Genomic DNA, 19,314 nt, shown 5'->3' on the forward strand with positions numbered 1-19,314 from the left:
GTCGAGCTTTAGCGAGGCCGCGATGGCGGTGGGTCAGACAGGAAAATGTCATCAGCCCCGCCGCCATCGCAGCCTCGCCAAGGCTCGACAGCTCCCACAGTGGATCGGTGTGTTAGCCGATATAGCCATCATGCCGATGGCTGGAAATACCCCGCCAACGCCCGCAGGTCCTGCTCGTTCAGCAACCCTGCAAAATACTTCAGTTGTATCCGCGCCAGCAGATACGCATGCCGCGCATCCGCCAGGTCGCGGCGTGCCGTGAACAGTTGCTGCTCGGCATCCAGCACATCGAGGTTGACGCGCTCGCCACCGGTCACGCTTTTCTTCGTCGCCGTCACCAGGGCGGTGGCCGAGCTGACCGCCATTTCATACGCCCGCACTTTGGCCGCGCCGCTGGTGTTGAGGTTGAATTGCTTGCGCAGTTCGATCAGCGTCCTGGCGGTCTGCGCGTCCAGTTCATATTGGGCCTGGGACAGTTGATTGGCGGCCTGGCGCGTCGACGCCGACACCGAGCCACCGGCGAACAGCGGCAGGCTGACCTGGATGCCGACGCTGTTGGTGTCGTACTTCTGGTTGTAGCTGCTTTCCGAATCCGAGCTGGTCTGGCGGCTGCTCGCATACAGGCTGACCTTGGGCATGTGCCCAGCGCGCTTGCGCTCCACTTCGTATTCGGCGACGTCCAGCGCGTGGTGCTGGGATTTGAGCTCCGGGTTGTTGGCCATCGCCATTTCCCGCCAGGTCTCGAAACGGTTGGGCTCCAGCGGCGGGATCTCGAACTGGCGAGTCAGCGGCGCCAACTCGTCTACCTGCAACGGCTGGCCCACAATCGCTTCCAGCTCGCGCAAGGCTGCGTCCTGGGTGTCCAGGGATTCGATCTCTTCGGCCTGGGCCAGGCTCAGGCGTGCCTGGGTTTCCAGCACATCGGTGCGGGTGCCCTCGCCGCCCTTGAGCAGCCGTTCATTGAGTTGCAGGCGCTCGGCATACGCGCGTTTCTGGGCGCGGCTCAGCTCGATCCGCTCCTGGGCCAGCAACGCCTGGCTGTAGGCGCTCAACACCCGCACGGCCAGTTCCTGGCTCTTGCTGCGAAAGCGTTCATCGGCAAACAGCGCCTGCGCTGCACCCTGGCGATAGCGCGCATAGGCTTCGTAATCGAGCAGCGGTTGTTGCAGGGTCAGGGTCGAGGCATAGCTGCGGTAATCGCGGTCGCTGGTGACGTTGCCCACCGCCGTCGACTGGGTGACTTCGGACTCATTGCGCGAGTTGTTGTAGCTCCAGGACAGGTTCGGCAACAGCCCGGCGCGGCCGATGATGCGGTTTTCCTCGCCGGCCTCGCGCTCCTGGATTGCCGCCTGAAACGTCGGGTCGTTGCGCAGGGCCAAGTCATAGGCGTCGAGCAATCCCAGCGCCTGAACCGATCCACTGCAGGCACAACACAGACCGAATAACAGCGCCTTCATTCTTCCACCAACGCCATGTGAGTCCGATCCAGCAAGGGTTTGAACAGGTAGTTGAGCATCGAGCGCTCACCGGTTTTGACGAACGCTTCCACCGGCATGCCCGGGCGAATCTGCAAGCCGTCGAGCTGGCGCATGCCAGCTGCACTGACCTGGGCGCGCAAGGTGTAATACGGCTCATCGGTGCGCTCGTCGACCTGGCGGTCGGCCGACACCAGCGTCACTTCACCGGCAATGCGTGGGGTGGTGCTCTGGTTGAACGCCGAGAACAGCAACTCCACCGGCAAGCCCGGGTGCACCTTGTCGACCATCTGCACCGGCACCCGCGCTTCCACCAGCAGCGGTTCGCCCTGGGGCACGATGTCCATCAGCGCCTGGCCGGGCTTGACCACGCCGCCTTCGGTGTACACCTCCAGCCCCACCACCACGCCAGCCGCCGGCGCGCGCACCAGGCTGTTGGCCAGTTCGAATTCGGCCGAGGCCAACCGGTTGCGCAAGTCGTCGCTGCGGGTGCGGGTTTCGGCCAGTTGGCCGCGCAGGTCTTTCTGGAAGTCTTCGCCGAGCTGGCGGATGCGCAGGCGCAGTTCAAGGACTTGCCGTTGCAACTGGCCGATGCGGCCGAAATCCTCGGCAATCGCACCGTCGAGCTGGGCATACAGCCGTTCATTTTCCAGCAGCCGATTGCGCGGAATGTAGCCGTCCCGCGCCAGCTCGCGCAGGCCTTGCAGTTGTTCATTCATCGCGGTGCGTTGCAGCACTTTGCTGGCCTGGGATTCCCGGGTGCCGCGCAATTGTGCCTCGGCACCGGCGATGGTTTCCCGCAGGCCTTGCTGCTCCGTGGCCAGGGCCTGGACGCGACTGCTGAACAGTTGCCGTTGCAGGCTCAAGGTGGCGGCGGCCTCAGGCTCGTTCAGCAGTTCGGGGCCGAAGACGATGGCCGACAAGCCTTCGCTCTCGGCACTCAAGCGCGCTTCGCTGGCCCGGGACGCAATGAACTGGCTGCGCAAAGACTGCATCTGCCCGCGCAACGGGGTTTCCTTCAGGCGGACCAATACCTGGCCGGCGCTTACCACCTCGCCATCGCGCACCTCGATCCGCTCGACGATCCCGCCCGCGGGGTGCTGCACCGTCTTGCGGTGCCCCGACACCATGACCTTGCCGGACACCGCCACGCCCTTGTCCAACGGTGCCAGCGTGGCCCAGCCCAGGAACCCGGCAAACCCGCCGAGCACCAGCAACCAGCCCAGGCGCGCGTATTTTTTATCGTCCAGCGCCAGCACGTTGTTCACCGGCGGCACGCTGTTGTCCGTCACAAGCACAGGTCGGCTCATGCTTTTTTTCCTTCACCGAGGCGGTAGCTCATGCTCATCGCCGACACCGGTTTGGGCGGCGCGGCCGCCGGTTTCTGCGTGGCCTCCAGCACCCGCGCCGTGGGCCCGAACGCCTGCAACTGGCCGTCCCGCAGAATCAGTAATTGGTCCGTCAACGCCAGCACAGGGGTCTTGTGGGTGATCAGCACCAGCGTGCGACGCTGCGCCTTGAGCAAGGTGATGGCATGGAGCAAGGCCTGCTCGCCGGCCTCATCGAGATTGGAATTGGGCTCATCCAGTACGATCAGCGCAGGCACGCCGTACAGCGCTCGCGCCAGCGCGACACGTTGCTTCTGCCCGCCGGACAACCCGGCACCGCCCTCCCCCAGTTGGGTGTCGTAGCCTTGGGGCAACTGCAGGATCAGTTGATGCACGCCGGCCATTTGCGCGGCAGCGAGCACCTTGTCCGAATCCACGGTGTCGAAACGCGCGATGTTGTCGGCAATGCTGCCGGCGAACAGCTGGATGTCCTGGGGCAGATACCCAATGTGCGGGCCGAGTTGCTGCTTGTCCCATTGCGCCAGGTCCGCGCCGTCCAGCCGCACCTTGCCGGCCAAGGGCGCCCAGGCCCCCACCAGCAACCGCGCCAGGGTCGACTTGCCGCAACCGGAAGGCCCGATCACGCCCAGCACGTCACCGGCAGGCAGGCTGAACCCGAGGTTGGCCAACGCGGGCCGACGACTGCCGGGCGCACACGCGCTTACCTGTTCGACCGTCAACTGGCCGCTGGGCGCCGGCAAGCTCATGCGCTCGGTGCGCGCCGGGTTGGCCGCCAGCATCAGGGTCAAACGGTCATAGGCCAGGCGCGCCGAACTCCACTGTTTCCACACGCCGATCAGTTGGTCGATAGGGCTCAGTACCCGCCCCATCAGGATCGAGCCGGCGATCATCATGCCCGGCGTAATCGCCCCCTGCACCGCCAGCAATGCACCCAGACCGAGGACCAATGACTGCAACGCCAGGCGTACGCCCTTGGACCAGGCACTGATGGCAGCGGTCTTTTCACTGGCCAGGTTCTGCGCCGCCAGAAACGCCTGGTGCTGGGCAAACCAGCGCGCACGCAGGGTTGCCAGCATGCCCATGGCTTCGATGGCTTCGGCATTGCGCAGGTTGGCCGTGGCCTGCTGGCTGGCGCTGATCGACAGCTGATTGGCCTGAGTCAACGGTGCCTGGCAGATGTGCTGGTTGGCCCACGCCAGCGCCATCAGCATCAGCGCACCGGCCAGCGCCAGGACGCCGAGCCAGGGGTGGAACAGGAAGATCACCAGCAAGTACACCGGAAACCACGGCGCATCAAAAAATGCGAACAGCGCCTGGCCGGTGGCGAACTGGCGCAAGGTCGTCAGGTCGCTCAACGCCTGCCCAGCCGCCTGGGTACCGCCCTTGAGTTGCGCCTCGAACGCGGCGTCGTACACCCGCTGGTTCAGGCGCATGTCCATCTGTGTGCCAAGACGGATCACCACCTGGCTGCGCACCCACTCCAGCGCGCCCATCAAGCCGAACAAGCCAAGGATCATCAGCGTCAGCATCAACAGGGTCATCGAGTTGCCGGAGGCCAGCACCCGGTCGTAGACCTGCAACATGTACAGCGCCGGGGCCAGCATCAACAGGTTGATCACTGCCGAAAACAAGCCAATGTTGAGGAAGCCACTTTTATAGGCCGTGAGAGCGGCCAGGGTTTCGTTGCCGGCATGGCGCATCGAGGGAGTCTCATGGGGGAAATCGGGAAGCGCCGCCCGCGTTTGACACGCCGCGCGCCGCTGCGCAGAATTTGTCACCGCCGTCGCCCTGGCCTTCGAAACTCACGGCGACGACGGGGTTTACGCAGCGAATGGGAGAGCGATCTTCCATTCGCTTTTTTCATTGCACAGCCACATCAGGCAGCGAGTGCCCAGTCCTGTGCAACGTCCTGCACGCCTACCAGGGCGACGTCGGTGGTGGTTGCCGTAGCGTGTGCTGCCAGGCCGGCCGAGATCTCGTCGAAGGTGTTGGCGGTGGACAGGCCGAAGTCGTCCAGCAGGTTGTTGAGCACGGTTTCCAGTGCCGAGGTGTTGCCTTGCATCAGGCTGTAGATCACGTTCTGAACGTCGTTGCCGACGCGGCCTGCACCTTGTGCCGCGCTCACGTCAAGGCCGTTGAAAGCCACTTTGAACGCATCGAGGGTGAAGTCGCTGCCATTGCCGCCGCCCAGGCCGGTGCCCAGTTGAACGTTATCCAGGTTGCCCCACAGGTAGTGGTTTTCGTTGTGGCTGGCTGGCAGCGCCGGGTTGAATACGTAGTGCAGGCCGTTGCTGGTGTTGCTGTCGGCAATGAACGCGTAGTCGGAATTGTTGGCGCCGTGGGTCGAATACTGGTCGCCGCTCAGGGAGCCGTTGCTGAAGCCGCCGGTGTTGCTGCTGCCGTGACCCGCAGTGTTGAACCCCAGTGCCCAGTCGGTCAGGTAGTCCGAGACGGAGTAAGCACCGAGCGCAGCTTCGTAACTAACAGAAATAGTCATCACTTAACCTCGTTATAAACAACACGATTGATCAGCACGCTCATACAGCGCACTTTTTGCCCACCCTTGGGCAAAACCGTTGGTTGATAAAGTGCCGTGGCACCTTGATCAGAACTTGTATTCGAGCATCCCGCTCAACGTTCGCCCGCGCGCCAGGCTCAGGTTATTGGCGTCCCCCATCGCAACGAAGTAGGCCTCATCGGTGGCGTTTTCCAGCGCCAGGGCGATGTTCAATTGGTCGGTCATCCAGTAGCTGGCGTACAGGTCATAGAGGGTGTACTGGGGCCATAGCGCCTGGTCGATGAAGTCATAACCTTGTGAGTCGAGGTTCTCGCCATTGCCTGAGCTGTAGCGCACGCGGACGCCCATATCGAGTCGCTTTTCCAGGAAGCGCGCGCCCAGGGTCAGCGAGCCGCGATCAGCCGGCATATAGGTGGCGTTGCCCATGATCCGGCCACAGCTTTCCTTGTTGTTGGCGACATCGTCGTCCAGCACCTCATACGTGGTCACCGGGCGCAGGCCGGTCGTGCCGTTTGGCCGGGTGTAGCGTTCATAGCGTGTGGTGGACGGCCCGTTCTTCTTCGCCCCGCCCATGTAATAGTTCTTCGAGCAGAACTCATTACTGCCGATCATGTGGGTGTAACTAAGGTTGGCGTACGCCCGCCCCATGTCGTAGTTGAGCTGGTACTCCACCCCCCGAAAGCGCGTGGGGTTGGTGTTATTGACGTACGCCATCGTGCCGAGAAAACCGCCGACGGAGGTCTCCGGCAAACTGACGCTGTGATTGAGGAAAGAGAAGTTCTCGATCCGGGTATCGAAGTAAGCCACCTTCATGCCCAGGCGGTCGTCACCGAACAGCAGTCCCTCTTTGAATACGTTCACGCCCATTTCCCAGTCCCGCGACTCTTCGGGTTTCAGGAACGGGTTGGGAAACACCCGCTCTGATGAGCTGCCACCGTGAGGACGCCCGGTCATGAAGGTTTCCGTTACCGCCGGCGGGCGCCAGCCCTTGCCCCAGCGGGCGTAGAGTTGCATCCAGTCCAGCCCCGGCTTTATGCCGATACCGAACGTGGGAGAGAACTGGCCCTCTTCTCTATCAATGTCGAAAACCTCCTCGACACGCTTGGCACCTACCGTGCTGCTGTAGAACCGATCGCGCCGGTACAGCGTCATCCCGGTGACCCCTTCCAGCCGATAGCGGTCGTACCGCAAGCCCGCATCCAGCGTCAGCCAGTCGCCATATTCGTACTGCAGGTTGTTGAACAGGCTGGCGATGGTGCGTTTGCCACCGGGCGTCCCGCCTTCAACGTAAGGCAACAGGCCGGAAAGGTTGGTGGCCTCGACCTTGTTGGTACTGGGCTTGAACTTGTCTTGATACACCTCCACGCCGTAGTTCCAACTCACATGCCCCAACGCATCGAAGTCGAACCGCGATGTGTTGTCGCCCTGTACACCCCAGGTATCGGTCTGAAAATGATCCGTGTAGCCCGCCACATAGTTGCCGGAGGTCAGCGACGCGGTGTTGGGCGCATTGTCCCGGTCCATCTGTGTGGTGACGTAGTAGACCTTGGCCTTGAAATCGATCAGCGGGTTATCCGGCGTGTAGCGATAATCCAGTCCGACGTTCCTGGCATTGAGGTTGTTCTTGCTGACGCGCTGGTAGTACACGCTCTGGTTATCCGGGGCGGTGTAGGCCCACGCGTCATTGCTGTCGCTGTCACTTTCCAGGTAGCTCAGTTGCACCCGTTGGTCATTGGGCAGGTTCAGGCCGAACTTGACGATTTGCGAGCGGGTCACGCTGCCGGTGTCACCGACCTCACTGTTCAGCCAATCGTCGAAGGCCGCAGGCTGGGAGTCACGAGCGCGCAAATGAGTGCCCAGTTTCTGGTCGTTGTGGGTACCGGCGCGGTAGTCGCCAAAATGCCGTTCGCTGTACCCCAGCAGCACGTCGCCGCGCTCGTCGCCAAAGGCAAACACACCGCTGCCGTTGAAATAGGTGCCGTTACCCAGTTCACCAATCCCGCTACCGGCACGCAGACGCCCGCCATAGTCCTTGCCATCGGCCAGGAACTCACTGGCCTCCAGGGTCTTGAAGGATGCAATCCCGCCCAACACGGCAGCACCGCCCTGCCCGGACTGGCTGCCCTTGTCGATTTCGATGCTGGAGATGAATTCCGGGTCGATCAACATCGTGCCGTTGCGCTGCTGGTGGCCGTTGACGTTGAAGTTCTGGCGCATGCCGTCGATGTTCATGTTGACCCGGCCGTAGTCCTGCACGCCGCGGATGTTCACCGACAGGCCCGGGTCACGCTGGTTGACGGCGGTGTACACGCCGGCGGTTTCTTCGAGCATGTCGGCGGCGTGGCGTGGTGGGCGTTTGTCGATCTGCTCGCGACTGATCACGGCCACCGAGCGCGGTGTGTCGTACACCCAGTCGCTTGGCTTGCCGTTGGTGTTGCCGGTGATGGTGGTGGTGCCCACGGTCAGCGCACCGTCATGGTCGGCGCCGACGCGAGTCAGCGTCACCTGCCGGTCCCCGGTAAAGCGGTATTCCACCGGTGCACTGCCCACCAATCGGCCGAGGCCTTCCTGGGCGCTGTAACGGCCCTTGAGCGCGGTGCTGGTGAGGCCTTGCAGGCGCGCGCTGTCGAACAACACTTGCAACCCGGCCTGGTCGGCGAACGTCAGTACGGCAAGGCCCAAGGGTTGCGCCGCAATATCAAACGTCAACGTGACAGGCTGTGATTCACCGACTGGCGCCTCGGCGGCCTGCACCTGGCAGGCGGAGGCTAACAGCCCCAGGTGGATGGCAAGGGCCAACCGGCTACCGGTGTTGCGCCCCTTGGTGATTGCAGACATCGACGTTATCCCTTCGCTGACCATTCTTGTTTATGCGAATACTTCTCACTTAACAGGACGTGTCAGGCGTCGGAACTCAGTAAGGTTTTTTTGAAAGTTTTTTCAAAGGGCGTAAACGGGGCCCGGCGACCCCATCAATAGATCAGGCTCAGCCCCGCCAGATCAAAGCGCTGCACCTGTAATTCTTCGGTCAGGGTGCCGAGGGCCGTGTCGAGCATATCGAGGCGGAACACGCCGCTGACTTCACGGGTGCCGAGGTCGGCATTGGTCAGCACCACCTTGCCCGGCCGGTAGCGGTTGAGCTGTTCGATGACCTTGGCCAGCGGCAAGCGGTCGAAGATCAGCACACCGCGACGCCAACTGGTGGCGCGCTCCAGGTCGAAGTCGTCGAGGGCGACCACGCCGTTCTCCGGGCTGTAGCGCGCAGCCTGGCCTTCCTTGAGCACCGTTTCTTTCTGCGGCAGCGCCTGCAGCGTGACGGCCACACTGTGCTGCAACACTCCGACCCAGGCCTGCCGGTCGTCCTCACGCTCGACCACAAACCGCGTGCCCAGGGCACGGGTTTGCCCGCTGGCGCTGTGCACCACGAACGGCCTTTTTTCCTCACCGGCCATGGGCGCCACATCAAAGATGGCCGAGCCTTTGATCAGGCTGATGCGCCGCTGCACACCGTCAAACTCCAGCTTGATCGCACTCGCAGAATCCAGTTGCACGCTGCTGCCGTCCGCCAGGTGCACGGTGCGCACTTCGCCTTTTTGGGTGAAGTAATCGGCCTGCACCTGCAGCAGCGCCTCAGGCCCGCGCACCCAGCCGACGCCCGCCACCACCAGCAACAGCGCAACACTCGCCGCCATGCGCCACGGCCTGCGCCGACGAGGGCCGCGCACCGGCGCAGCGGTAGCGGGCGGCCGCTGGCGATGCACCGTCTCATCGCGATGCACCTCGCCCAGCGCCGCCCACGTCTGCTCGGCAAAACGCAGCGCCGCTTCATGGCGGCTGTCTCTGGCGATCCATTGGCGCAGCTCGGCCTGCTCCTGATCGGTCAGGGCGCCGGCGTGCAGGCGCACCGCCCAATCGGCAGCCGCCTCGGTAATGCTGTGCTGTTGCGGACCCGGGCTATTCACGTGTGAATCTCGAATTTTTCGTTATATAACGCTGTGACGTCTGACCCCAGGTTTGTCGGTAATTCATTCGTCGGACGGCCCCGCCTCACCTTCCTGCAAACGCTGCATGACATACGCCAGCGCCTTGGCCAGGTGCTTTTGCACTGAGCTGTCGGAAATGCCCAGGTGGCGCGCGACCTGGGCATGGGTCATGCCCTCGATCCGGTTGAGACGGAAAATCTGCCGGGTACGCTCCGGCAATTCCGCCAGTGCCTGCTTCAATGCCTGCCGCTGTTGCTGCGCCATCGCCTGAGCCTCCAACCCGGCCATTTCATCTTCAATCTCGGCCAGCGCCTCATGGGGCACGGAGTCGGTCTTGCGCCGCGCCTCCTGGCGGATATGGTCGATCAGCAGATTGCCGGCCGTGCGATAGAGATAGCCCTGGGAGTTGTCGATGCGCTCGCCGGCCGGCTTTTGCGCCAGGCGCAGGAAACTCTCCTGCACCAGGTCTGCGGCCAACTGCGGGTCCCGTACCTTGCGTGCGAGATACCCGCGCAGGGTATCGGCGTGCTTGAGAAACAGGCCTTTGAGATCCACGTCCGACAAACCGACTCCCTGGAATGTTAAGGAAACAGGCGGGCATCTTAAGCGTTGTCGAGAATGATTTTCAATTGATATCAACTCTGATCCACACAACGGTGGTTTTCATTCAGCGTTCGGTAATCGAACGGTTCCCACCCACGCGATTGACCAAATTAACCATTCAGTACATTTTATTGACCTACATAAAAACAACAGTGGAGAACCCTCTATGCCGCCCATCGTGCTGGTGCTCAACGGCCCCAACCTCAACCTGCTCGGCACTCGCGAGCCCGCCACTTATGGCCATGAAACCCTGGCCGACCTTGCTGCCCTGTGTGGCCGCAGCGCCGAGCAACTGGGCCTGAAAGTCGAATTCCGCCAGACCAACCACGAAGGCGAATTGCTGGACTGGATCCACGGCGCCCGCGCCCGTTGCGCCGGCATCGTGATCAACCCGGCAGCCTGGACCCACACTTCGGTGGCGATCCGCGACGCGCTGGTGGCCAGTGAAGTACCGGTGATCGAAGTGCATTTGTCCAACGTGCATGCCCGGGAAGCGTTCCGTCATCACTCGTTCGTGTCGCCGATTGCCAAGGCGGTGCTGGCCGGGTTTGGCAGCCACGGTTATCACCTCGCCCTCGAACATTTCAGCAAGACCTTGAAGGGATGAGCGCGGTGTCCAAACGTCGAATTCTGGCCGGCCTGATAGGCGCCGGCATTCAGGCTTCCCGCACCCCGGCCTTGCACGAGCGCGAAGGCGATGCACAGGGCTTGCGTTACCTGTATCGCCTGATCGACCTCGACCAGTTGCAGACGGATACCCGCGCCCTGCCCGACCTGTTGATGGCGGCCGAACAGATGAACTTCACCGGCTTGAACATCACCTACCCGTGCAAGCAGGCGATCCTGCCGTTGCTGGATGACCTGTCACCCGAAGCACGGGGCATCGGCGCGGTGAACACCGTGGTGCTTTGGGACGGTAAACGCATCGGCCACAACACCGACTGCCTGGGCTTTGCCGAAGGCTTTCGCCGGGGCTTGAGTGATGTGGCTCGCAAGTTCGTGGTGCAGATGGGCGCGGGCGGCGCCGGGGCGGCAGTGGCCCATGCGCTGCTGGGTGAAGGCGTGGAACGCTTGAGTATTTTCGACATGGACGCCGAACGTGCCCGCAGCCTGGCGAACAACCTCAACCAGCATTTTGGTACCGGCCGGGCGCAGGCCGGCAATGACCTGGAAAGCGCCATGGCCGAGGCCGATGGCCTGGTGAATACCACGCCGATGGGCATGGCCAAGCTGCCGGGCATGCCCGTGCCGTTGGGCACCTTGCGCGCCGACTTGTGGGTAGCGGAGATCGTCTACTTCCCACTGGAAACCGAACTGCTGCGCAACGCCCGCGCCCTGGGTTGCCGCACCCTGGATGGCGGCAACATGGCGGTGTTTCAGGCGGTGAAGGCGTTTGAGTTGTTCACTGGCGAAGTGGCGGATGCAGAGCGCATGCTCGCGCACTTCCAGAGCATGACCACCCAACTGTAGAAACCGGATTAGAAATGTGGGAGCGGGCTTGCTCGCGAATGCGGTGGATCAGCCAAACATCCGGCGACTGACACTCCGCCTTCGCGAGCAAGCCCGCTCCCACATTTTGCTCGGTGTTGAACTCAAGCCTGCAGGTAGCGCAACACCGACTCGCAGATCATCGCCCGATGCCGCTGCTTGACCGCCTCATCCGACAACTCGATCTGAAAGATCTCGCTGAAGGTGTGGCGGTTCGACACCCGGTAAAAGCTGAACGAGTTGATCAGCAGGTGCACGTCCAGCGGCTCCAGCCCTTCCCGGAACAACCCCAACTCGGCGCCCCGGCGCAACGTGGTGCCAAGGGCTTCGAGGATGTTGCTGTTCATCGCCTTGATCGACGTCGACTGCTTTACATACTCGGCGTTGTGGATGTTCTCGATGCTCACGATGCGCACAAAATCCACGTTCTGATCGTGGTGATCAAAGGTGAATTCCACCAGCCGGCGGATCGCTTCCCTGGGCTCCAGGGCCGTCAGGTTCATCCGTGTCTCGGTGTTGCGAATGTCGCCGTAGAGTTTCTCCAGCACCTCGACGTAGAGCTGTTCCTTGCTGCCGAAGTAGTAATAGATCATGCGCTTGGAGGTCTGGATACGCTCCGCGATCGCGTCCACCCGGGCGCCGGAAAGGCCCTGGGTGACAAACTCGACGATGGCTTCCTGGAGAATGTTCTCGCGGGTCTTTTCCGGGTTGTTCTTGCGGCTCTTGCGCGGTGCGGTGGCCGCGGCGGGAAGCTCGGAGGTCAGGGTCATGGTGCGCTCACGGCCTTAGGTGCAGGCGCTGATTATGGGCCGCGCCGCACGCCGAAGGAAGCGCCGGCACCTTACAACCTGGCCTGGCGCACCGCACCGCTGCGGGACTTGGCCATGGCCGCCAGGCGCACCGCCACGTTGGCCGCACCGTAGCCGGCGTAACCGTTCTTGCGCTGGATGATCTCGAAGAAAAACCGGCCCTCGAACGGTTCGGTATAAACGTGAAACAGTTCACCGCCCTGGGCATCGCGGTCGTAGAGGACGTTGTAATACGCGAGCTGGCTGAGGAACTCGTCATCGAAATCAAACCGCGCCGCCAGGTCATCGTAATAGTTCAGCGGGATATCCAGCAGCGGCACGCCCGCATCCTTGGCCCGGCTGACCTCGGCGAAAATGTCCGCGCAGTCGAAGGCAATGTGGTGCACACCCGAGCCGCGATAGCTCGACAACGCGTGGGAAATCGCGGTGTTGCGGTTCTCGGAAATATTCAGCGGCAGGCGAATCGAGCTGCAACGGCTGCGCAGTGCCCGGCTTTTCACCAGGCCGTAGGGGTCGGGCAGCACCACTTCGTCGTCGGCTTCGAAATCCAGCAAGCTTTTGTAGAACAACACCCAACTGTCGAGGCTGTCGGCGGGCAAGGCCATGGCCATGTGGTCGATGCGCAGCAGGCCGCCGCTGGCGGCCTTCGCCGGTTGCAGGTTGAAGTCGGTGTCGTAGAGGCCGCCTTCGCTCTGATCGACGAGGTAGATCAGGCTGCCATCCGGTGCACGCACCGCTGCCAGCTCCAGCTCGTTGGGGCCGACCAGCCCACGATACGGCTGGCCCTTGTAGGCCACCGCCCGCTCCAGGGCCTTGGCGCTGTCCTTGACGCGGATCGCCGTGGCGCACAACGACGGGCCGTGGGCCTCGAAGAAGTTATGGGCGAAGGAATAGGGTTCGCAATTGAGGATCAGGTTGATATCGCCCTGGCGCAACAGGCTGACGCTCTTGGATCGATGCTGCCCGGCCTTGACGAAGCCCAGGCGCTCCAGCCATGAAGTGAGCTTGGCGCCGAGGTTTTCATCCACGGCAAATTCCAGGAATTCAATGCCGTCGTATTCGCTGGCGGCCGGGGTTTCAAACAGGATCTCGGGGACCGGCGTCGCTTCTTGCTCCAATCGCTGGCGGGTTTTCTCTTCGAGGTACAGCAGCGAGCGCAGGCCGTCGGCGGCATTCGCCCGGGTCGGCGCGGCGCGGAAGCCGTCGTTGAAGATTTCCAGGGACAACGGCCCGGTGTAGCCGCTCTTGATGATGGGGGCGAGAAAGCCCGCCAGGTCGAACTCGCCCTGGCCTGGGAAGCAGCGGAAATGCCGGCTCCATTCCAGTACATCCATCGCGAGGATCGGCGCATCGGCCATCTGCACAAAGAAAATCTTGTCGCCGGGAATCTCGGCAATCGCACTCGGGTCGCCCTTGAGAGACAGGGTGTGGAAGCTGTCGAGCAACACGCCCAGGCTCGGATGATCGATCTTGCGCACTAGGTTCCACACCTGCTGCCAGGTGTTGACGTGCCGGCCCCAGGCCAGCGCTTCATAGCCGATGCGCAAGCCCCGGCGGCCAGCGTGTTCGGCCAGCAGGCTCAGGTCATCCAGCAGAATGCTTTCATCGCCCACGGAATCGGCTGACGCGTTACTGCACACCAACACCAGGTCGGTGCCCAGCTCCTGCATCAAGTCGAACTTGCGCTCGGCCCGCTCCAGGTTGCGTGTCAGGCGGTCGCGGCGGCAGCCCTCAAAGTCCCGGAACGGCTGGAACAAGGTGATGGCAATGCCGAGGTCGGCGCACATTTGCCTAACTTCACGCGGGCTGCCGTCGTAATACAGCAGATCGTTTTCGAAGATTTCCACGCCATCAAACCCGGCAGCCGCGATGGCTTCGAGTTTTTCCGGCAAGGTTCCGCTCAAGGAAACGGTGGCGATGGAGCGTTGCATGGGGCGACTCCCGGCATTGAGGCATGTCTTGTTTACGGCAAATTATTGGCCGCCAGGTTCATCACAGCAATTGAAATGTACGAACCGGTTAGTTTTATGGGCGATTATCGAACAGAATGGCAATCGGCGAATTGACGATTTTTTAGCGGCTGCGCACCATCGACAGCACATTGAGCCCCGCTTCCATTGAGCGGCCTCGGTTAACCAAGACCCTGAACACACCATAAAAATTTCAAAAAACGGGTACTTCCTCATGCCTTCGCAAAATCCCGCCGTGGCCGTGGGCCACAGCAATCCCCATAGCGGCATCGGTGACAAAATCCGTGGCGCCATGGCTGTCGGTAAAACCCGCTGGGGCATGCTGGCCCTGGTGTTTTTTGCCACCACCCTGAACTACATCGACCGCGCCGCCCTCGGCGTGATGCAACCGATCCTGGCCAAGGAAATGAGCTGGACGGCGATGGACTACGCCAACATCAACTTCTGGTTCCAGGTGGGTTACGCCATCGGCTTTGTGCTGCAAGGCCGGTTGATCGACCGGGTCGGCGTCAAGCGCGTGTTCTTCTGCGCGGTGTTGCTGTGGAGCCTGGCCACCGGCGCCCATGGCCTGGCCACCTCGGCGGTGGGCTTTATGGTCTGCCGGTTCATTCTCGGGCTGACCGAAGCCGCCAACTACCCGGCCTGCGTCAAGACCACCCGCCTGTGGTTCCCCGCTGGCGAGCGTGCCGTGGCCACCGGGATCTTCAACGCCGGCACCAACGTCGGCGCGATGATGACGCCGATGCTGCTGCCGCTGATCCTCCACGTGTGGGGTTGGCAGGCGGCGTTCCTGTGCATGTCGGCACTGGGCGGGATCTGGCTGGTGCTCTGGGGCTTGAAGTACTACAACCCGGAAGACCATCCAAGCGTGAAGCAATCGGAACTGGACTACGTACAACAGGAAGTCGAACCGGAACAACCCCGCGTACCGTTCAGCCGGATCCTGCGGATGCGCGGCACCTGGGCCTTCGCCCTCGCCTACTCGATGACCGCGCCGGTGTTCTGGTTCTACCTGTACTGGCTGCCGCCGTTCCTGAATCAGCAATACAACTTGGGCATCAACGTGACCCAAATGGGCATCCCGCTGATCATCATTTACCTGACGGCGGACTTCGGCAGCATCGGCGGCGGGATCCTGTCTTCGTTCCTGATCGGACGCGGGATGAACCCGATCAAGGCGCGGCTGCTGTCGATGTTGCTGTTTGCCTGCTGCATCGTCGGAGTGATCATGGCCGCCGGCTCCAGCCACCTGTGGGTCGCGGTGTTTGCGATTTCCCTGGCCATCGGCGCGCACCAGGCCTGGACCGCCAACATCTGGAGCCTGGTGATGGACTACACGCCCAAGCACATGATGAGTACGGTGTTTGGTTTTGGCGGCATGTGCGCGGCCATCGGCGGGATGTTCATGACCCAAATCGTCGGCCATATCCTGACCGTGACCAACAACAACTACACCGTGCTGTTCACCCTGATTCCGGCGATGTACTTCATCGCGCTGATCTGGATGTACTTCATGGCGCCGCGCAAGATTCCGACCGTCGAGGTCTGAGTTTCCTACCTGCGCCGCTGCTGCCAGGCAGCGGCCAACCCGCTCAGGCAAATCACCCCGATCCCGACCACGGTGGTCAGGTCCGGGGTGTGGTTGAACACCAGCCAGCCCAACAACCCCGCAAACACGATCTGGCAATAGCCGAACGGCGCCAGCAGGGCCGGCGCTGCGAAGCGGAAGGCCTGGGTCAGCATCAAGTGTGCGGTCATCCCGCAAGTGCCCAGCGCCAGCATCAGCACCCCGTGCCACAGGCTCGGTACTTGCCAGAAGAACGGCACCAGCGCACTCATCACCAAGGTATTGCACAACCCGGCGAAGAAGTTGCTGGTGGTGGGGGTGTCGTACTTGCTGAGGATGCGGGTGAGCAGTTGGTAGAAGCAGAAGAACAACGCCGACGTCAGCGGCAACAACACCGCCGGAGTGAACAGCTCACCCCCCGGGTGCACAATGATCAGCACCCCGATAAACCCGCAAATCACCGCCAGCCATTGGCCGCGGGTCACGTGCTCACCCAACAGCGGCACCGACAACGCGGTGACCAGGATCGGCGCAAGAAAGTTGACCGCCGTGGCCTCGGCCAACGGGATAAAGTGCAGCGCCGCCGTAAAGAACAGGCTGGTGCCCAGCAGGCACAAGGCCCGCGCCACTTGCAGTAAAGGGCGTTTGCTGCGCAGTACCCGCAGGCCCGATTGCGGCAGGAAGATCCCGGCCATCAACAGCGTGTGCACCAGGTAGCGAGCCCACACCACCATCACGATCGGGTAGAACCCGGCCAGGTATTTGGACAGCGCGTCGTGGCTGGAAAACAGAAAGGTTGCCACCACAATCAGCAAAATGCCTTTGAGCGGGTGGTTGACGCCGGAAAGTGGGGTGCTGAGGGTCATTGCATTCTCTTGAGTGGCAGGCTGAAATGACCGCCGCATACCGCGGCATAATCTAGAACGGGTGACGCGCCTCGCTCAAGAGCATAACCAAACACTGTTCGAACAGCGCACTAAATTGCGGTTTTCCAGTCCAACGCTTCACGCCGCCCCGCCCACTGCGCGTTTTTTAACCAAGGCCTTCTCACCATGAAAAAAACCCTGTTGATTCTTTCGACCCTGACGCTGCTCAGCGCCTGCGACAAGCAAGCCGAGACCGCCAAGGCGCCCGCCCCGCCGTCTGTCCAGGCAACGTTGGTACCGCAGGTGCTGCCCACCGACAAATGGGTCGGCAAGTGGATTGGCGTCGAAGGCCTGAACCTGACCATCGCCAAGGACGACAGCATCGGCCGCGGCCACTATGTACTGACCATGAAATACGGCCTGGATGACGACGATTCCGGCACCTTCAAGGGCCAGGCATCCGAAGACGGCATCACCTTTGAACGCCCGGACGGGCCGCAGATCCTGAGCGCTGGCGACGGCGAAGCCACTGGCCTGAAATGGCTGGCCGACAAGAAGGACTGCCTCATCGTCGACACCGGCGAAGGGTATTGCCGCGACTGACACAAGCTTCATACAGGTCGGACGACACAGCGTTTAGCATCGTCAGACAGCCGGACTGGCGCCAACCCTACACACCAACAACACTGAGCTGCAGGTTCACAAAGAGGATTGCCACATGCTATGGAAAAAAGGCCGACGCAGCGACAACGTGGTAGACGCCCGCGATGACAGCGGCGGCGGTGGCATGCGTTTTGGGGGCGGCAAGGGCCTGAGCCTGACGGCCATCGTGCTGATCGTCGGCATCGGCTGGCTGACCGGCCAGGACCCGATGCAGATCCTCGGGCAACTCAGCGGCCAGCTCACCGAGCAAGCGCCCTCCGTCAGCCCGCAAACCCGCCAGGCGCCGCCGGCCAATGATGAACAAGCCGACTTCGTGCGCGCCGTCCTCGGCGACACCGAAGACACCTGGGCCCAGGTGTTCCAGGAAAACGGCCTGACCTACAAGAACCCCAAACTGATCCTGTTCCGTGGCCGGGTGAACTCCGCCTGCGGTGGCGCCACGTCCGCCAGCGGGCCGTTCTATTGCCCGGCAGACCAACAGGTCTACCTGGACCTGGATTTCTTCCGGGAAATGTCCCAGCGCTTCAAGGCCGCCGGCGACTTCGCCCAGGCCTACGTGATCGCTCATGAAGTCGGACATCACGTGCAGACGCTGCTGGGCATCTCGGCGAAGATTCAGGCAGCCCGCCAGCAAGGCCGGCAGATGCAAGGCGACGGCGGCCTGCTGGTGCGCCAGGAGCTGCAAGCCGACTGCTTCGCCGGGGTGTGGGCCAACCGCGCGCAAAAGCGCCTGAACTGGCTGGAGCCCGGCGACATTGAAGAAGCACTGAATGCGGCCAACGCGATTGGCGATGACCGCTTGCAGCAACAGGGCCAGGGCCGCGTGGTGCCTGACTCGTTTACCCACGGCACCTCGGCACAGCGGGTTCGCTGGTTCAAGACCGGCTTCGCCCAGGGCCAGATCACTCAATGCGACACCTTTACCGCCAAGAGCCTTTAAATGAATAAACGACTGGGTCTGCTGTTAGGTTTGTTGATCACCTGTTCCTCCTCCACCTGGGCTGCCGAACATGGCGTCAAGGTGGTCAGTCCCGATCGTTTTCACCTGGATGCCGGCGACCTGAGCGTCGGCTTGAGCCAGGACTGGCGCCAGCCGCTGCCTCAAGTTACCCGCGCGCTGATCATCGTGCATGGCCGTTTGCGCAACGCGATGACCTACCTGGACAGCGGCGAAAAAGCGGCCGAAGCCGCAGGACAAAACGCCAATACCCTGGTGATTGCGCCACAGTTCCTCAACCAGACCGACCTCAAGCGCAACCAGATCGACAGCCAGACCCTGCGCTGGAACAGTAACGACTGGATGGCCGGCGAGCCGTCCACAGGCCCGGGCCAGATCAGCTCCTACGGCGCGCTGGACCAGATCATCAAGCACCTGGGCAACCGCAAGCTGTTCCCGAACCTGAAGGAAATCGTGGTGGCCGGCCATTCCGGTGGCGGCCAGGTGGTGCAGCGTTTTGCGCTGACCGGGCATGATCACCCGCTGCTGCAAACCGAGGGCATCAGCCTGCGTTATGTGGTGGCCAACCCGTCGTCCTACGCGTACTTCAGCCCACAGCGTCCGGTGAAATTCGATGTTGCCAGTTGCCCGGGCTTCAACGACTGGAAGTACGGCATGCAAAACCTGCCGGCCTACGCCAAGGGGCAAAGTGCCGAGCAGCTGGAGCAGGCTTACGTTTCGCGTAATGTCACTTACTTGCTGGGCCAGCAGGACACCGACCCGAATCACCCGGCGCTGGACAAGAGCTGCGGCGCTGAAACCCAGGGCGCGTATCGCTTGATTCGCGGGCACAATTATTTTGACTACCTCAAGCAGCGGCACCCGCAGTTGGGCCACAAGCTGGTGGAAGTGCCGGGGGTTGGGCATAACGGGGACAAGATGTTTACGTCGCCTGAAGGGCAGAAAGTACTGTTCCAATAACCACTGAAGAAACCGGATCAAAAATGTGGGAGCGGGCTTGCTCGCGAATGCGGTGGATCAGTCAGCCTATGTATTGACTGACACACCGCATTCGCGAGCAAGCCC

16 protein-coding genes are annotated in these 19,314 nt (G+C 62.2%); 6 read left to right on the forward strand and 10 right to left on the reverse strand.

Annotated elements, in window-relative coordinates; genetic code table 11:
• Window positions 1-128 precede the first annotated feature (128 nt).
• From C0058_RS28255 to C0058_RS28285, 7 genes are all read right to left on the reverse strand, one after another.
• A complete protein-coding gene (locus C0058_RS28255) occupies window positions 129-1,457 on the reverse strand; it encodes a TolC family outer membrane protein (protein WP_102369945.1) in 1,329 nt (442 codons plus the stop codon).
• A complete protein-coding gene (locus tag C0058_RS28260; protein ID WP_102369946.1) occupies window positions 1,454-2,785 on the reverse strand; it encodes an HlyD family type I secretion periplasmic adaptor subunit in 1,332 nt (443 codons plus the stop codon). Before C0058_RS28260 ends, C0058_RS28255 begins: the two co-directional genes overlap by 4 nt.
• Window positions 2,782-4,524, reverse strand: a complete 1,743-nt coding sequence (locus C0058_RS28265; protein ID WP_102369947.1) for a type I secretion system permease/ATPase — start codon at window positions 4,522-4,524, stop codon at window positions 2,782-2,784. Before C0058_RS28265 ends, C0058_RS28260 begins: the two co-directional genes overlap by 4 nt.
• A gap of 176 nt (window positions 4,525-4,700) precedes the next feature.
• Window positions 4,701-5,321 (reverse strand): heme acquisition protein HasA, encoded by a 621-nt coding sequence (locus C0058_RS28270; protein WP_102369948.1) that lies wholly within the window; start codon window positions 5,319-5,321, stop codon window positions 4,701-4,703.
• A 108-nt stretch (window positions 5,322-5,429) separates the two neighbouring features.
• Window positions 5,430-8,180 (reverse strand): TonB-dependent receptor, encoded by a 2,751-nt coding sequence (locus C0058_RS28275; RefSeq protein ID WP_102369949.1) that lies wholly within the window; start codon window positions 8,178-8,180, stop codon window positions 5,430-5,432.
• Between the two features lie 134 nt (window positions 8,181-8,314).
• Window positions 8,315-9,304, reverse strand: a complete 990-nt coding sequence (locus tag C0058_RS28280) for a FecR family protein (protein ID WP_102369950.1) — start codon at window positions 9,302-9,304, stop codon at window positions 8,315-8,317.
• A gap of 63 nt (window positions 9,305-9,367) precedes the next feature.
• A complete protein-coding gene (locus tag C0058_RS28285) occupies window positions 9,368-9,889 on the reverse strand; it encodes an RNA polymerase sigma factor (protein WP_003215543.1) in 522 nt (173 codons plus the stop codon).
• A gap of 205 nt (window positions 9,890-10,094) precedes the next feature.
• Here C0058_RS28285 and aroQ point away from each other — a divergent pair, with 205 nt between their 5' ends.
• Together aroQ and C0058_RS28295 are read left to right on the forward strand one after the other, a co-directional pair.
• Window positions 10,095-10,535 carry a type II 3-dehydroquinate dehydratase gene (gene aroQ / locus C0058_RS28290; RefSeq protein ID WP_087693554.1) on the forward strand — a complete coding sequence of 147 codons (441 nt, stop codon included), beginning with the start codon at window positions 10,095-10,097 and terminating at the stop codon, window positions 10,533-10,535.
• Entirely contained in the window at window positions 10,532-11,398 is an 867-nt protein-coding gene (locus C0058_RS28295; RefSeq protein WP_168197520.1) for a shikimate dehydrogenase, read from the forward strand. The genes aroQ and C0058_RS28295 overlap by 4 nt, the downstream gene beginning before the upstream one ends.
• A 122-nt stretch (window positions 11,399-11,520) precedes the next feature.
• On the opposite strand, the gene C0058_RS28300 is transcribed toward C0058_RS28295, so the two are convergent.
• Together C0058_RS28300 and quiC are read right to left on the reverse strand one after the other, a co-directional pair.
• Complete coding sequence (locus C0058_RS28300; RefSeq protein ID WP_003215538.1) at window positions 11,521-12,186, reverse strand: TetR/AcrR family transcriptional regulator; 666 nt, start codon at window positions 12,184-12,186, stop codon at window positions 11,521-11,523.
• A 71-nt stretch (window positions 12,187-12,257) separates the two neighbouring features.
• Complete coding sequence (gene quiC / locus C0058_RS28305) at window positions 12,258-14,156, reverse strand: 3-dehydroshikimate dehydratase QuiC (RefSeq protein WP_102369951.1); 1,899 nt, start codon at window positions 14,154-14,156, stop codon at window positions 12,258-12,260.
• A 253-nt stretch (window positions 14,157-14,409) separates the two neighbouring features.
• On the opposite strand from quiC, the gene C0058_RS28310 reads away from it, so the two are divergent.
• Window positions 14,410-15,744 carry an MFS transporter gene (locus tag C0058_RS28310; RefSeq protein WP_003215533.1) on the forward strand — a complete coding sequence of 445 codons (1,335 nt, stop codon included), beginning with the start codon at window positions 14,410-14,412 and terminating at the stop codon, window positions 15,742-15,744.
• A gap of 5 nt (window positions 15,745-15,749) precedes the next feature.
• On the opposite strand, the gene C0058_RS28315 is transcribed toward C0058_RS28310, so the two are convergent.
• A complete protein-coding gene (locus C0058_RS28315) occupies window positions 15,750-16,628 on the reverse strand; it encodes a DMT family transporter (RefSeq protein ID WP_003215531.1) in 879 nt (292 codons plus the stop codon).
• 186 nt (window positions 16,629-16,814) lie between these two features.
• On the opposite strand from C0058_RS28315, the gene C0058_RS28320 reads away from it, so the two are divergent.
• From C0058_RS28320 to C0058_RS28330, 3 genes are all read left to right on the forward strand, one after another.
• Window positions 16,815-17,231 carry a hypothetical protein gene (locus C0058_RS28320; RefSeq protein ID WP_008436613.1) on the forward strand — a complete coding sequence of 139 codons (417 nt, stop codon included), beginning with the start codon at window positions 16,815-16,817 and terminating at the stop codon, window positions 17,229-17,231.
• A 115-nt stretch (window positions 17,232-17,346) separates the two neighbouring features.
• Entirely contained in the window at window positions 17,347-18,231 is an 885-nt protein-coding gene (locus tag C0058_RS28325) for a neutral zinc metallopeptidase (RefSeq protein ID WP_102369952.1), read from the forward strand.
• Window positions 18,232-19,209 (forward strand): hypothetical protein, encoded by a 978-nt coding sequence (locus C0058_RS28330; protein WP_003215523.1) that lies wholly within the window; start codon window positions 18,232-18,234, stop codon window positions 19,207-19,209. It begins immediately after the preceding gene.
• The last annotated feature ends 105 nt before the right edge of the window (window positions 19,210-19,314 follow it).

Source organism: Pseudomonas sp. NC02 (assembly GCF_002874965.1).
Lineage (GTDB): Bacteria > Pseudomonadota > Gammaproteobacteria > Pseudomonadales > Pseudomonadaceae > Aquipseudomonas.